The following is a 14,667-nucleotide window of genomic DNA, read 5'->3' on the forward strand; positions in this document are numbered from 1 at the left end:
GCGGCTTGTCTGCACAGACGCTACAGCTGCGAGCGCAGTCTGCTCGACAACCAATCCGTCACCTTTTCAGTCCACGGCCGCGCTTGCCACTCTTCAAGACGGATCTGCCTCGACCGCCCAAGGTCCTGGTTGAACAGATCGATCTGAGTCTGTGCGAAATCCTTGCCGTAAATGTTCAGATTGGCCTCGTCGTTGAGACGCAGTGACCGCTCGTCCAGGTTGGCCGAGCCGAAGCTGGCCCACACATCATCCACGATTAACAGCTTGGGGTGATACATTGTCGGTTGAAACTCGTGGATGCGCACCCCGGCTTTGAGCAACTCGCCCCAGAAATAGCGCGAGCCTTTTCGCACGATAGGGACATCCGTCAGCGAGTTGGGCACGATGACGTCGACCGCGACCCCTCTTTTCCTGGCGTCCAAGATTTGCAGGATCGCAATGTCGTCCGGAACGAAATAGGCCATTCCGATCCGCAGGTGATCCTTGGCGGCAGCCATGGCGGCCAACATCATCAACTCCATGTCTTCCGAACCATTCGGCTGGGAAGCCAGGGTCAATTGAGCGCTGAGTGATCCTGCGGGTTCAGAAGGCGGGTAGAATTTTTCTCCCTGCAAAGTTTCGCCTGCCGCCTCGAGCCAGTTCTCGGCGAACGCCGCCTGGAAGGCGGATACGGCGGGTCCTTCTACCTGATAGTGGGTGTCTCGCCACTCGTTCGGGTTGCGTGCGTCTCCCAGCCAGTTGTCGGCGATCCCGACGCCTCCGGTAAATGCGATCTTCCCGTCGACTATGAGCAGCTTGCGGTGGGTTCGATTGTTCACCCGATCCATCGTATACCAATGGACGGGTCGATAACGCTGAAACCGCACTCCGGCGCTGGTCATGACGTGGATCAAGTCTTCGTCGAAGGGCAGGCTGCCGACCCAGTCGACAAGCACGCGAACCTCGACGCCATCTCGCGCCTTCGCAGCCAAGGCCATGGCGAAGTCGTAGCCCACTGTTCCCGACCAGTAGATGTAGGTTTCCATATCGATGCTGGAATGAGCAGCATGGATCGCTCGCAGCATCGCGGGAAAGATCTCGTCGCCATTGACTAGGGTCTGTACGGCGTTTGCATCGAACATCTGTCCGTTTGAATAGCTGCTCATGCTCCTTGCAAATGCGGGATCCTCGGCATCGAAAACGTGTGGGACGATGGTGCGCAGCGCCCGTGGATTCGGCATCAGGTTAATCGCCGCCAGCGTGACCAGACCCGCGGTGATGGCAACCGCAAGATATTTGAGTTTATCGAGCCAGCGACCAAGCTTTGTCCGGGCGGCGACCGCCTTTCTGATAGCAGATCGCGTTCCAAAGATGCTCGGCCGCACGTCTCTCGCCATGTTCAAACGGTGAATTCGCCCGACAAGAACTCTCGATTGGGATGAGGGTTCCCGGATGGAATGGGCCGGGTTGGCTCCGGTCCGCGTGGTATCGCTCGGCGATTGAAGTGGAACGCCGAGACCCTCCCGGAGTTGTAGCAAATCACCCTGTTCCGAAGGACAACTGATGACCCACGATCAAGAGCAAGATAGCGACCTGACCCCGGTCCAGGCCACGGACCGGATTTGGGAGCTCGCCAGAGATATCGACATCTGCATGTTTGTGACGTGGGACGGGGAATACAATCGCGCCCGTCCTCTCTCGGCGCGCGTCAGGAGGGAAGAGGGCGCCATCTATTTCCTCGTCAATGACGACAGCGCCAAGAACAAGCAGTTGGCGAAATATCCCAAGGTAACGTTGGCCTGGAGCGACAGCAGCCACTACAAATACGTTACGATCTCGGGGTCGGCCGCAGTGACAAACGACAGAGGCAAGATCGCGGAGCTCTGGGAAAAGACCGACAAGGCCTGGTGGGAAAGCGCCAGCGATCCTGAAATTAGGCTTATCAAGGTCACGCCGGACGAAGGCGAATTGTGGGACAGCCCAGGGCTCGTCATGGCCACCGCGAAAATGGTTTTCGCCGCAGTTTCCGGGGCCAAGCCCGATGTCGGCGACAATGCCAAGGTGCAACTCTGAAAGTTCCGGTGAGGCTTGTTGCGGAAGTCGGAAGCGGCCTTGCCTCTGATGAGTCGTCGACTTTGTAGCGCGACGTTCGAGATCGATGACAATGGCAAACAATCAAGTGAGGAGCGCCATTACCAAGATCGGTACGGTGACGTCGCGACCGTACGCCTTTCTGGTGTTTTTTGCGTACACCGGACTTTGGCTGGTTTTCGAACGCAGCAGTCTCGACTGGCATGGTGTGGCGACGCTGGCGACCTGGGCGATGACGCTGTTCATACAGCGCGCCGAGCATCGGGACACTCAAGCCTTGCATGCTAAGCTCGACGAGCTGCTGCGCGCCTCTGCGAAGGCGGACAGCACGACAGCCAAGATCGACGACAAGGAACCCGAAGAGATCGAAGCCGAGCGAAAGCGGCGACAGAATGACCGCTGACATTGATCGGTGCGGAACGTTCAGCCCATCGATGCGGCGATGCCGAAAATCGCCGCTGCTACAACTACGACCGCGGCGATGACAAGTAACGGCCAATTCCGGCGCGGGCGCGGCGCGCTTTCCACCGGTCGCATTGCATTGGCAAAGGTAGCCTGGTTGTTGAAATCCGGCTCGCGCAAGGGAGCCGCAGCAGCGATACCCGGTGTGTCGGCGGCTTCCGCATCTGTTTCTAAGGGCGCTGCCGCGGGGTCGAAGCCGGGCGTCTTGTCATGCGTTTTGCCTGCCTGGACATCGCCTCGATCTTGGGATGGCGTTCTTCTGGTCGGGAACATGATGATACCTCCTGCCGCCGAACTTCTCCCCGGCATCATGGTTCCAATAGCCCCTTGTGAGCCAGCCACCTCAGCTTAAGGCGGAAGGCTACGTGCCGAGAAAGAGGGCGCCGACGAGGAACAAACCGGCAGCCTGGTGGTTGGATTGCAGCGTGCCTGGCACGCCCAATGGAGCAGGAGAGAGAGATGGCAGAAAGAAAAGGCTTGGAAGACCTGTTTTACGACGGCCTGAAGGACATTTACTACGCTGAGCGCAAGATACTCGCCGCCCTCAAAAAGATGGCAAAGGGCGCGGAGTCCGCCGAACTGACCGCCGCTTTCGAGAAGCATCGGGATGAAACCGAGGCCCAGGTTGAACGCCTGCAGCAGGTCTTCGACATTTTCGGCAAGCGAGCCCAAGGCAAGGTCTGCCCCGCGATCGACGGCATTCTTGAGGAAGGGCAGGAGATCCTGGAGGAGTTCGAGAATGCGCCGGCCCTCGATGCCGGGCTCACAGCCGCAGCGCAGGCCGTCGAACACTACGAGATCGCCCGCTATGGGACCTTGGTGACCTGGGCGGGCCTGCTTGGCCTGAAGGATGCGGTTCCGCTTTTGGAGCAGACGCTCAAGGAAGAGAAGGCGACGGATGAAGCGCTGACGAAGCTCGGTGATGCGGGCGTCAATCAAAGGGCCCTGCAAGAAGCGGCCTGATTGGCTCGATCGAGGAACGCTACATGACTATCCATGAAGACGCGCGACCCGAGCGGGGCGCACGTGAGGAGGCAATGCCGTCGGGCCAGGGCCCGAGCCAACGGCAGCTGCTGTTCGAGCCCAACATTTCCATCAACGGCCTGATCAACGAGGGCACGGTGCCTTTCTTCCTTGGGCGCCTACAAGGCGTGCGCGATAGTGGCCAGGACATGTTGATGGAACTGAACACCAATGGCGGCGATGCCGACGCGGCGCGACGCATAGCTCATGAGGTCCGGCTCTTTCGTCGCCACAGCGGCCGCAATGCTTATTGCGTCGGCAAGACGAATGTCTACTCGGCTGGCGTGACTGTGTTTGCCGCTTTCCCGAAGCCGTGCCGCTTCCTTACCGAGGACGCGGTTCTGCTTGTGCATGAACGGCGCATGGAGACGAACATAACCCTTAACGGCCCGATGAAGTCTTGCATCCAGATCATTCGCGAGCAGCTGGCTTTGCTCGAGACAGCGGAGCAATTGGAGAAGGAGGGCTTCACGGAACTCGTCGCCGGAAGCACGCTCAGCCCCGATGAGCTTTATCGGCGGGCGACCAAAAACTGTTACATCCACGCCAGGGAGGCTCTCGAGTTGGGGATCGTGGCCGGCGTGCTACGCTAGCGGGCCTTGGTGACGGCCGACACGCAGAATGCTGCCGCTTCGACGGTGGAACCTCCGTTCGCATAGGAAGTTTCGATAGGCCAATTCAAGGAGTCCCGTGATGCCCTCAGACAAGGTCCCAGCCGCTCCGGTCCCCGGGTCGCGCTCGGCGGTAAGGCAGAGCCGCCATCCCACGCCGTCTCCGGCAACGGAGAAAGTCTCCGGCGCTGGGCCGGCCATTTCAGAGCATTCGAAAGACGCCAAGGCGCCGAAATCGGGTCGTCAGCCCGGCGCCTACGTCAAGGATCGGACATGAACGCGGCGAACCTCCAACTCGAAGGCCTAGTGATGGCGGTCGCGGCAATCAACAACGCGCTCGTCCATCGCGACATGTTGTCGGTCGATGACATCGATGTGGCTTTGCGCAAGGCCGAAGCCTCCGTGACCAGCGATGAGCGCGTTTACGAAGATATGTCACCCGCCAACCGGGACGCGATCTGTTTTCCGCTGCGGCTTTTGTTGTTGGCCAATCGGGGGCAGTACGAAGCCGGAGTCCCGTCATTCGGCGAGTTGGCCCGGCAGGTAGGCAAGACCAAGACGCTTTACAACGACCAGATGTAGCAGGAGGATCGCATGCAAATCGTGGCTACCACTGTCGACCATGCCGGCACTCCGGTGGTGGAGTTCCAGGGCGAGGGAGGCGAACAGATCGCAGTGACCCTGGACGCCCCGACGACCCTGTCCGACGGCGAGTTGATTGCGAGGGCCAAGGTCATGCTGCTCCATGCGGCCCAATTCGAGGACGGCGCCCCAAACGGACCCTCCGAGCCCAACAACCGGGAGGCGTCCCTGTACACCCTCGAATACCAGGAAAAGGGCCGGATCCGCGCGGTAACCGGCTTGTCGTTTCCAAGCGTTCAGGCAGCTGCTGAGGAATGCAAACGCTCCGCCGAGGACCTGTGGCAAGACGCACTGTCACGGGGCGAAGCGCCGCTCGGATGGGCCGTGCGTGCGCGCGACGAACATGGCACGGTGGTGGCGACGGTCGACTTCGCTGACCTGCAGCGGGAGGCTGCCGCCGTCGATCCACGAAAAACCAGCAAGTCCGGGCCTGATGAGCCCTTCAGCTGATCGCTGACGGCCTGCACAGATCCGGCCGTGCGCGGATACGGCGGAAAAGTCCCAATGCGACTGCCCTCTTGGCCTACACTTGCTGTGGCGGTTCTGGCGGCCACGGGGCTCGCTTCGGCCACTTTGTGGTATCTGACCGAAGTTCAGGCGCCGTATTCGCCTGATGATCCGTTGTTTTCTGAGGCCGGCGATGCAGCGCGCGGCCAGCTTGTCTTCGCTGCGGGTGGCTGCGCTTCCTGTCATACAACTCCCGGGCAACCCGATGATTTGAAACTCGGAGGCGGCTTGGCGCTCGCCTCGCCCTTTGGCACATTTCGGCCGCCCAATATCTCCCCCGATCCAGTGGACGGCATTGGGGCGTGGACGGTCGCGGATCTTGCGAACGCGTTGATCGGCGGCGTCTCGCCTTCGCGGGAGCATTATTATCCGGCATTTCCCTATACGAGTTTTACCGGGATGAAGGTGGGGGATGTAAAAGATCTGTACGCCTATTTACGGACCCTCCCCAGAGTGGCCGGGCGCGCGCCGCCGCACCGCCCGAAGCTTCTTTTCCGCATCCGCCGGTCCGTCGGGCTATGGAAGCTGATGTTTTTTCGCCAAGGACAGAACGCCAGCCACCTCACTGGAGATCCCGTGCATGACCGGGGTGCCTACCTGGTTGAAACGGTCTCTCATTGCGCCGAATGTCATTCCGCGCGCAACGTTTTCGGTGCGATCAAACCGGATACGCGGTTTGCGGGCGGTGTCGACCCGCAAGGCACCGGCTTCGTTCCCAACATCACCCAGGCAAGACTGCGCGAATGGACCGAGGATGACATCGCCACCATGCTCGAAACCGGCGAGACGCCCAATCACGGCCGGGTTGGATCGTCCATGGCCGACGTCGTGAAGAACACCGCCATGTTGCCCGACAGCGACCGTCGGGCGATCGCACGCTACATCAAAGCCCTGTCGGCCGTAGCCACGCCGCATCCGTAAGGCCCCACCGTCGCGGGTCGATCTGCTTTCCGGTCTACGACTACCAGGATCCGCCAGGCCGGCGCGCCGGGTAGGTGTCATTGAGCGTAAAGATACGCGGCCAGGTCGCGGGCTTCTCGCTCCGAGATTCCTGTTACGGGCATTGCCGTTCGGGGAGAGAAGGTTTTCGGCGAGACGATCCAGGCGACGAGATTGTCGGGACGGTTTTCCAGCACGCCGGCAATGTATACGCGCTTCGATAGTTCTGTCAGCGGCGCGCCGGTCTGGCCGTCGGCACCTTCTATGCCGGGGATGGTGTGGCAACCCGAGCAACCGTAGCGACGGAAAATCTCTGGAGCATGGTCGGCATTGCCGCCGGTCATCATCCTGGCGGTGGCCGCCTTGGTGTTGTTGTCGCGCACGACATTCGTCGCGACAAGCGCGGCCGACGCAGCAAGAACGGTCACGGCGATGAAGCCGACCGGGCCGGAGATAAAGGCAGGATGGTCAGGCATTTTGCATCCCCCTGTCGCCTGAGCCACGGATCCAGAGCGCCAGCATGACCATTGCCACACCCGCATAGATGGTGCCGGCCGGCACCCACATGATCATGCCCGCCAGTTGCTGGTCTTCCAGGGGTGTCAGTCCCCACGCCATGGCCGTCTGCGTCTGCGCGACGTAGAGCACGCGCGGCGCCAACGCCATCAACGCCCCGAGCACGCTGGTGTGGATCATGGTCACGAACAGATGCCATGCGGCGACCCCATGGTCGCTTCTCCAGACCATCGCCCACCAGAACAGTATCGCCGTGGCGAGGAAGCTGAGATGCTGGAGCCGGTGCAGGGTCGCATCTGTCACGGCCGTGTCGAACAGGATCGGCACATGCCACGCCCAGATGGCCACGCCGTGAAGGATCGTCGCATTCGCCGCGCTCGTGCACCAATCCCATGGCCGTCGCAGCAGGGGCGAGCGCATTGCCGCAGCAGCCATGTGGCGCGCGCGCCTGGGCAATCCCCATAGCAGGATTCCGGCCGGCCGCGCGAAGACGATCAGCGGAGCCGAGACGGCCATGACGACCTCATGCTCGATCATGTGGAAGGTGAAAAGATGTTCCCCCAGCCAGTGCAGTGGGGACATCAGCGAGCCGGCGAGCGTCAGCAAGCCGCCGGCATAAAGCAGCGCACTGATCAGCGTGGCGCCGGGCCGTCTGGTTCGCCACGCCAGCCTTGTCACGCCCAGTCCAAACAGTATAGCGAGGACCGCGAGCGGCGTGACGATCCATGGATCGAACGTCCAGGACCCTCCAGCACCATGCGTCTCGTCGCCATGCGCCATGGCCGGAGTGGCGACCATGAACAGGATTGACGTGCGGATCAGCGTTGGCATGGGTCCAGCACCATTGCGGCCGTCCCCTGCAGGGCCAGCGCGAACAAAAAGGCGAGCGCGATAAGGAAGCCGGTATCGACGACGAATCGCCCGGTTTTTCCCAGTCCCGGCAATCCAACTCGCGACACGACGATGCCTGCGATCGCGAAGACGATCAGAAGGCCGCAGAAGATCGCGGTCCAAGAGACATTCTGCCGGCAATCCAAATAGGGCGTGACCTGCCCAAGCTGGGTGCTGAGCCCCCAGGCCGCGAGGGGAAGCAGAAGTCCGATGTGTCTTAGCCAGGTTTTGGTCAAAGCCGTGGGACCCAATAAAGGCAGGCATACATCGGCAACCACGTCGCGACCACGAAGTTCCAGTACATCGCATTGTCGTTGACGTCACCGAAGCGGCGCGGATTGTCGGCGTGTCGTGAAAACATCAGGCAGGTCAGCACCAGGGTCTCGACCACATCGGTCAGTATATGCGTGGTGTGGAGGTCGAGCATGACCCACACGATCGAGCCATAGGCGTTCTGGTCCCACTTGATGTGCATCGCGGGGAATTCGAAGGCGCGTAGGATCAGCGGCACAATGCCGACCAGCGACATGACGATCAGCCCGATGCGGACCTTGCGCAAATCCTGTTGGCGCGCCCAGCGATTGACGAGGATATTGGGCAGGACGCTCAGCACCAGGAACACCGTAAGAATCGTCCCCGCCAAAAGGTCAGGCGGTGCGGTATCCAGAGGCCACAGCGGCGCCAGGCTCATCAGATAGAGATAGACAGCAATGGCCAGGGCAAAGCCGGTGCCTTCGATCAGCATGAAGGCTAGGGTTCCCCACCAACTCTGGCTGGCGGAGCCGAAGCCATGCGGTGGGAGATCGGCGAGATCGATGACGATTTTTTCCTTCATGCTTCGTCCTCCGGCACGCCTTTCGGCCAGAACCAGCCGATGAGCGTGATCCCCAGCGGTATCGAGCCCCAGACGACGGCCCACGGGCTGAATATCGACCAGATCAGCATCAGCGTGGTGGCAAGTGCCGCCCATAGGGGCCAGATGGAGTCTCCGGGCGACGCCTCACGCGCTTCCGGCGATGCGTGAACGACGCTGCTGGTCAGCAGTTCCCGGCGGTCGACCCGCAGTCCGCTGGCGACCGGCACAGCTTCGATGTCATCGGACAAGGGATCGTGGCGATCCACTACCGGCAGCCGCGCGAAATTGTAGGAGGGCGGTGGCGACGAGGTGGCCCATTCCAGCGTCCTGGCGCCCCAAGGATTGGCTGGCGCCAAGGATCCTGATCTGGCGCTGCGTATGGCGTCGACGAAAAACAGCAGGAAACCCAATGAGAGGATGGCGGCGCTGAGGCTGATGAACAGGTTCAAACCGGACCAGGGCATCTCCGGCTGGTAGGTGTAGATGCGGCGCGGCATGCCTTGCAGGCCAAGAATGTGCATGGGGAAAAAAGTCAGGTTGAACCCCGTGAAGATCAGGCCGAATATCCAGCGGCCAAGCGTCTCGCTCATCATTCGCCCGGTGAACTTCGGAAACCAGTAATAGACCGCGCCCAGCAACGGAAACACCGCGCCGCCGACCAGCACATAGTGGAAATGGGCGACGACGAAATAGGTGTCGTGAACCTGCGTGTCGAAGGGAACGGAGGCCACCATCACCCCGGTCAGGCCGCCGATGACGAATATGACCATGAAGCCGATGACGAACAGGAACGGCGTCTTGAACACGGGCCGGCCGGCCCACATCGTTGCCAGCCAGCAGAAGATCTGTAGCCCCGCCGGAACGGCGATGGCCATGCTTGAAGCGGTGAAGAAACTCTCCCCGAGGCGCGGCAGCCCAGCGACGAACATGTGATGAACCCATAGCCCGAACGCCAGGACGCCGGTGGCGATCAGGGCCATGACCATGCCCAGGTAACCGAACACGGGCCGCCGCGTGAATGTCGCCACGATGGTCGAAACCATCCCCACCGCCGGCAGGAAGATGATGTAGACTTCCGGGTGGCCGAAGAACCAGAATAGGTGCTGCCACAACAGCACGTCGCCACCTTCGGCGGGGTTGAAGAAATGCGTACCTACCAGGCGATCCAGGATAAGGGAGGAGCTGGCGACCATGATCGCTGGCATCGCCATGATGACGAGAAACGACGTGACCAGCATCGACCAGACAAACAGCGGAATCCTGTCGAGTGACATGCCCGGGGCGCGTTGCTTGAAGACGGTGACGACGATTTCGACGGCCACGGCCAGGGCCGATACCTCGGTGAAGGTGATCATCTGCGCCCAGATATCGGCCCGCTTTCCGGCGCCGTACTCCGGGCCGGCGAGGGGTACATAGGCGAACCACCCGACATCGGGACCGGTGTCGACAGCGAAAGCGATCCAGAGCAGTAGCCCGCCAGCGAGATACACCCAGTAGGAGAACGCGTTGAGCCTGGGGAAGGCGATGTTGCGCGTTCCCACCATCAACGGCACGAGATAGATCGCCATTGCCTGCATGACGGGCACGGCAAAGAGGAACATCATGTTCGTGCCGTGCATCGTGAAGATCTGATTGTAGCGATCCGGGCCGATGAAGCGGGCTTCGGGTTGCGCGAGTTGCAGCCGTATCAACAGCGACAGCACCCCACCCAGGGCCAGGAAGACGAAGGCCGTGGTGACGTAGCGCCGGCCGATGATCTTGTGATCGACCGTGGACAGCGCGCCCCACAGCCCGGACGGCGTCGACCAGATCGCCGTGAGGCGACGGTGGAGTTCGGACGCTTCCATTGAACTGTCACGGAGCCCGTCGCCATCCTGCGTCATTTAAGGCTCTCCATATAGGCGGAGATATTTCGCAGCTCGATGCTGGTCAGCGGAACCATCGGCATGTTGTTTCCGGGTTTGAGCGTCTGCGGATCGGCTATCCAGGCCGCCAGCGAGCCGCGGGTGGTTTCCAGCAGCCCGGCGGCGATCGTCCGCCGGCCGCCAACATGCGTGAGGTCAGGTCCGGTCGTGCCGCCGGCAGGCGTGCCGCGGACCGTGTGGCAGGCAGCACAGGGTTTTGCCATGAACGACGCCTGCCCGGCGGCTATGTCGGGATCGGCCGACCCGGCAGCGTCCAGGCGTTGGGTTGCGGCCCAGCCTTCAAAGGCGGCCTGCGTTTCGGCGATCACCAGGATGGCCATGTGGCTGTGCTGGAGGCCGCAGAACTCCGCACATTGCCCGCGATAGACGCCCGGCTTTTCAGCCCTGAGCAGCAAGCTGTTGGACCGCCCGGGGACAAGGTCCTGCTTGCCCGCGAGGCTCGGCACCCAGAAGGAGTGAATCACGTCGGGGCTTTCGAGCCGAAGCCGCACATCCCTGCCGACGGGTATGTGGATTTCATTGGCGGTCTGAAAGCCAGGGCCTGCCGGGGAATCGGCATAAAAGACCTGCCACCACCATTGCTGTCCCCGTACGGTGATGGTCAGGGCGGTGCTGTCGGGAAGACCGATGTTGCGCGTGGTGTAGAAGCTGGCGATGGTCATCCCGGCGATGATGACGACGGTCGCGGCGATCGCCGCCGATACCGCCACGGTCAGCGGCTTTTCGGATCCGGTCTCTTGGCTCACAACGCTGCGGCGTGCACGCACGAGCGCCAAGCCAAGCATGATCATGACAAGGATCCAGATGACCGTGCATACCGCGACGATGCCGACGATGAGGTGCTCGACATGGATCGCCGGGCCGCCCTTGGCGCCGAGCGCCGACTGATAGCCGCCGCAGCCCGACGCGAGGACAAGGACGGATAGCGGGAGGGCGCGGTGCGTCTTCAAGGTGTCGGCCCCTGGTCCGGGTGAACGCCCGCCGGCCCTTCGTCGAAGAGTATTTTCGCCGGACCGCGATTCTCGGCCGGGCGGGTCTGCTTGTCGTCGTTGCGGCTCGGCGCGGCCACCTTCGGCTTGTAGGACCCGATCGTCTGCACATAGCCTGCAAGCTGCCAGATCTGTTCCGAGGTCATCCGGTCGCGAAAGGCTGGCATGCCATGCGGGCGGCCGTCCCGAATGGAGGCGACGATCGAGACCATTTCGGGGCCGTAAAGCCACCAGCCATCGAGGAAGGAGGGACCGACGCCGCCACGGCCGTCGCCATGGCACGAGCCGCAACCGAACCACGCATAAAGCCGCTTGCCCTGGCTGAGGTTCCAGGCGTCAGATTCATAAGGTTTGCCGATTGCGAAGTAACTCTCAGGTGGCGATCCGCTGATGCCGTTGGGCATCAGTTTGAAGCGGTCGAGATCGGCCGCGACGGGCGGGTCGAGGCGAAGCTCTCTCGGCTCCCCGAACCACCCCAGAATGGCGCCAGAGGCGGCAAAGAACAGAAGGCCCGCCAGCGCGAACGCTGCCTTCGAAAAGCTGGAAACCTTCTCTGCCAAGCGGCCCTCCGCCCGAGAGCAATTCCAGGAACGACTAAGCGGTTCGGCCAGGAATTGCGTTAAACAAAGAGATAGAGCGGTCCTGGTGGAAGGATACCGCTCTGAAATTCAACCATCCGGAGCGGTGGGCGATCGGCTGAGACGGACCGGCAAGAGTTTGTAGGAAGGCGTCTTCGACTTGGGGTCGTGATGAGCCAGCGGGAACAGCGGGTTCGTCTCTGGATAATAGGCCGCGCAGCAACCTTTCGGGATGTCATAGGCGACGACCTTCAGTTCGGTCACCGTGCGAGCTGTCGCCGCGTCGATTGCTGTCGTCAGGTCGACGTTCTCGCCCTCGGCGAGCCCCAGACGCGCAATGTCCTTTCGGTTCAGGAACACGACCCGGCGCGTGCCGCTGATGCCGCGGAAGCGGTCGCTGTAACCGTAGATCGTGGTGTTGAACTGATCGTTGGAGCGAAGCGTCGCGAGATGGAGGACATCGGCGCTCCGCTCAGTCCCCAGCTCCGGAAAAAGTCTTTCCGGCGTGATGAAATTCGCCTTGCCGCTTTGTGTCACCCATTTGCGCTCGCGCGCCGGCAACGGCCTGGCGAAGCCGCCAGGTTTGAAAAGCCGCTTGTTGAAGTCCTTGAAGGTTTCGGGGTAGGTGCGCTCGATGGCGTCCCGTATTTCGGCATAGTTGCCGACCCAGGCGTCCCATGGAACCTTGGTGTCACCGAGCGTGGCCTTGGCGATGCCGGCGACGATGGCCGGTTCCGAAAGGAGTTCCGTGCTCGCGGGTTGAGCCTGGCCGCGCGACCCATGGAAATGGGCGATGGAGCTTTCCATGGAGACCGCTTGAGGGCCTGTCGCCTGTTCGTCCACTTCGATACGCCCCAGACAGGGGAGCAGGTAGGCGATCTCGCCATGCACGACATGGCTACGGTTGAGCTTCGTCGCGATCTGAACGCTCAGGCGCAGTTTGCGCCATCCCTCTTCCATTGCGTCGGTATCTGGGACCGCTTTCAGGAAATTGCCGCCGAGGCTGATGAAAGCACGGGATTGGCCATTCATGATGGCTTCGCATGTCTCCACCGTCGAGTGGCCGGTCCAGCGCGGCGGTTGGAAGCCATACAGCTCGGCGAGCTTGTCCAATGGGACGAGACCCGGCTTTTCCGTAATCCCGACGGTGCGCTGGCCCTGCACGTTGGAATGTCCACGCACGGCGCAGATATTAGCCCCGGGCTTGCCGATATTGCCGCGCAGCAAGGCGAGATTGCACACCATATGGACGTTCTGGACGCCCATCAGATGTTGCGTCAGCCCCATGCCATAGACGGACAGCACTGCATCGGCGTTGGCATAGGTCGCAGCGGCCTGCATCATCTGGTCGCGGCTGAGGCCGGAAACGCGCTCCAGCTCCTCCCAGCGATGACCACGGCACGCTTGGGCGAATTCTTCAAACCCGGTCGTGTGCTGGTTGATGAAATCGTGGTCGAGCACGTGTTTCTTGTCGGCTGCGCGCATTGAGGCAGCGAACGCGACCATTGCCGCATTGCCGGGATCTTTCGGCGTGCCATCCTCTCCCGCAACGATGCTTGTGCCGGAGGCCTTCAGAATGTCGTCGGCTTCGATCAGCGCCTTGCAGACTCCGAACAGTGCCGCGATGTCGCCGCCATTGTTGACCTGGTAATATTCCGATGAAATCTTCGTCTCTTTTCCGGTCAGCATCTGGACGGGCGACTGCGGATTGACGAAGCGCTCCAGTCCGCGCTCGTGAAGCAGGTTGAAGGTGACGATCTTGACGCCGCGCCGGACCGCGTCCTGGAGATCGTGGAGCAGGCGAGGCGACGACGTTCCGACATTCTGGGCGATGTAGAAGATGCAGTCGGCGTTTTCGAAGTCCGACAGGATAGCCGTGCCGACAGAGGCGCCGATGCTTTCGGGAAGAGCCACCGACGAGCTTTCGTGGCACATGTTCGAACTGTCGGGCAGATTGTTGCTGCCATACATGCGAGCGAACAGCTGATACATGTAGCTGGTCTCGAGCGAGGCGCGCCCTGAGGTGTAGAGGTCGACCTGCCGCGGATCGAGCGCACGCAGTTCCCGTCCGATCTCGGCGAATGCTTCGCTCCACGCCACCGGTAGGTACCTGTCCGTGGCTGCATCCCAGCGCATGGGATGGGTCAACCGCCCCTGTTCCTCCAGATCATGGTCCGCCCAGCGTTCCAGTTCGCCCAGAGTGTGCTTCTCGAAAAAATCTGGGCCGGCGCGCCGCGACGTGACTTCCCAAGCCGTCGCCTTCGCGCCGTTCTCACAGAACTCGAGCGGGTGCGTCTTGGCCGGCTTCGCCCAGGCACAGCTGACGCACATATAGCCTTCCGGCTTGTTCTGCACCGCCAGCAGCTTCGGCCCTTTGAGAGGCACGTGTTCCTGGACCGTGATTGCTGTGACAGATTTTGCGGAGCCCCAGCCGCCGGCCGGTCCGCCATACGGTTTGCGTGGCGAGCGACGCGATTCCGAAGTCATTTTCGTCTCTTTCCCTGCCCAAGCGACTGACGATGTATTGCAACGATCCAACTTGCCGCAGCGACGATTGTTCCTCCGTCATGTGACTTGGCTACGGGTGTTCAGGCTACAGGCCGACTTGCCAAGGCCCGATACGAGGGCCTGCAGGACTTCGGTCCCGTTGACGCACTG

17 protein-coding genes are annotated in these 14,667 nt (G+C 61.7%); 7 read left to right on the forward strand and 10 right to left on the reverse strand.

The genetic code is table 11. The features are described 5' to 3' along the window. Positions 1-20: 20 nt before the first annotated feature. Positions 21-1,364 (reverse strand): phospholipase D-like domain-containing protein, encoded by a 1,344-nt coding sequence (locus tag EN850_RS03745; RefSeq protein WP_246689141.1) that lies wholly within the window; start codon positions 1,362-1,364, stop codon positions 21-23. Between the two features lie 178 nt (positions 1,365-1,542). Between EN850_RS03745 and EN850_RS03750 the strand changes: the two genes are divergently transcribed. Next, on the forward strand, positions 1,543-2,052 hold the full coding sequence (locus EN850_RS03750; RefSeq protein WP_127280084.1) for a pyridoxamine 5'-phosphate oxidase family protein: 510 nt from the start codon (positions 1,543-1,545) through the stop codon (positions 2,050-2,052). 91 nt (positions 2,053-2,143) lie between these two features. Beyond that, the gene (locus EN850_RS03755; protein ID WP_127869721.1) at positions 2,144-2,473 is read left to right on the forward strand and encodes a low affinity iron permease family protein; all 330 of its coding nucleotides are present in this window, start codon (positions 2,144-2,146) and stop codon (positions 2,471-2,473) included. Between the two features lie 20 nt (positions 2,474-2,493). Here EN850_RS03755 and EN850_RS03760 read toward each other — a convergent pair whose 3' ends face one another. Next, positions 2,494-2,805, reverse strand: a complete 312-nt coding sequence (locus EN850_RS03760; protein ID WP_127869453.1) for a hypothetical protein — start codon at positions 2,803-2,805, stop codon at positions 2,494-2,496. Positions 2,806-2,991: 186 nt separating this feature from the next. On the opposite strand from EN850_RS03760, the gene EN850_RS03765 reads away from it, so the two are divergent. The 5 genes from EN850_RS03765 to EN850_RS03790 all read left to right on the forward strand — a co-directional run bounded on the left by EN850_RS03765 (position 2,992) and on the right by EN850_RS03790 (position 6,236). Continuing rightward, positions 2,992-3,495 carry a ferritin-like domain-containing protein gene (locus EN850_RS03765; RefSeq protein ID WP_167531225.1) on the forward strand — a complete coding sequence of 168 codons (504 nt, stop codon included), beginning with the start codon at positions 2,992-2,994 and terminating at the stop codon, positions 3,493-3,495. A 23-nt stretch (positions 3,496-3,518) separates the two neighbouring features. Continuing rightward, positions 3,519-4,148, forward strand: a complete 630-nt coding sequence (locus EN850_RS03770) for an ATP-dependent Clp protease proteolytic subunit (RefSeq protein WP_136090659.1) — start codon at positions 3,519-3,521, stop codon at positions 4,146-4,148. A gap of 291 nt (positions 4,149-4,439) precedes the next feature. After that, the gene (locus tag EN850_RS03780; RefSeq protein ID WP_136090660.1) at positions 4,440-4,748 is read left to right on the forward strand and encodes a hypothetical protein; all 309 of its coding nucleotides are present in this window, start codon (positions 4,440-4,442) and stop codon (positions 4,746-4,748) included. A gap of 12 nt (positions 4,749-4,760) precedes the next feature. Further along, entirely contained in the window at positions 4,761-5,258 is a 498-nt protein-coding gene (locus EN850_RS03785) for a hypothetical protein (RefSeq protein WP_127280078.1), read from the forward strand. A 54-nt stretch (positions 5,259-5,312) separates the two neighbouring features. Continuing rightward, complete coding sequence (locus EN850_RS03790) at positions 5,313-6,236, forward strand: cytochrome c (protein WP_136090661.1); 924 nt, start codon at positions 5,313-5,315, stop codon at positions 6,234-6,236. 77 nt (positions 6,237-6,313) lie between these two features. On the opposite strand, the gene EN850_RS03795 is transcribed toward EN850_RS03790, so the two are convergent. The 8 genes from EN850_RS03795 to EN850_RS03830 all read right to left on the reverse strand — a co-directional run bounded on the left by EN850_RS03795 (position 6,314) and on the right by EN850_RS03830 (position 14,496). After that, positions 6,314-6,730, reverse strand: coding sequence for a c-type cytochrome (locus EN850_RS03795; RefSeq protein ID WP_127279974.1), 417 nt, complete (start codon positions 6,728-6,730; stop codon positions 6,314-6,316). Then, on the reverse strand, positions 6,723-7,601 hold the full coding sequence (locus tag EN850_RS03800) for a cytochrome c oxidase assembly protein (protein WP_135915519.1): 879 nt from the start codon (positions 7,599-7,601) through the stop codon (positions 6,723-6,725). The genes EN850_RS03795 and EN850_RS03800 overlap by 8 nt, the downstream gene beginning before the upstream one ends. Beyond that, entirely contained in the window at positions 7,589-7,897 is a 309-nt protein-coding gene (locus tag EN850_RS03805; protein ID WP_135915520.1) for a hypothetical protein, read from the reverse strand. The genes EN850_RS03800 and EN850_RS03805 overlap by 13 nt, the downstream gene beginning before the upstream one ends. Beyond that, positions 7,894-8,496: a cytochrome c oxidase subunit 3 gene (locus EN850_RS03810; protein ID WP_136090662.1), complete on the reverse strand. Its 603-nt coding sequence runs from the start codon at positions 8,494-8,496 to the stop codon at positions 7,894-7,896. The genes EN850_RS03805 and EN850_RS03810 overlap by 4 nt, the downstream gene beginning before the upstream one ends. After that, positions 8,493-10,364, reverse strand: coding sequence for a cytochrome c oxidase subunit I (gene ctaD / locus EN850_RS03815; RefSeq protein ID WP_189521814.1), 1,872 nt, complete (start codon positions 10,362-10,364; stop codon positions 8,493-8,495). Before ctaD ends, EN850_RS03810 begins: the two co-directional genes overlap by 4 nt. 32 nt (positions 10,365-10,396) lie before the next feature. Next, positions 10,397-11,392 carry a cytochrome c oxidase subunit II gene (gene coxB / locus EN850_RS03820; RefSeq protein ID WP_135918668.1) on the reverse strand — a complete coding sequence of 332 codons (996 nt, stop codon included), beginning with the start codon at positions 11,390-11,392 and terminating at the stop codon, positions 10,397-10,399. After that, positions 11,389-11,949: a cytochrome c gene (locus EN850_RS03825; RefSeq protein WP_127869720.1), complete on the reverse strand. Its 561-nt coding sequence runs from the start codon at positions 11,947-11,949 to the stop codon at positions 11,389-11,391. The genes coxB and EN850_RS03825 overlap by 4 nt, the downstream gene beginning before the upstream one ends. Positions 11,950-12,099: 150 nt before the next feature. After that, entirely contained in the window at positions 12,100-14,496 is a 2,397-nt protein-coding gene (locus EN850_RS03830; protein WP_135918667.1) for an FdhF/YdeP family oxidoreductase, read from the reverse strand. Between the last annotated feature and the right edge of the window lie 171 nt (positions 14,497-14,667).

The organism is Mesorhizobium sp. M8A.F.Ca.ET.207.01.1.1 (genome assembly GCF_004794715.1).
Lineage (GTDB): Bacteria > Pseudomonadota > Alphaproteobacteria > Rhizobiales > Rhizobiaceae > Mesorhizobium.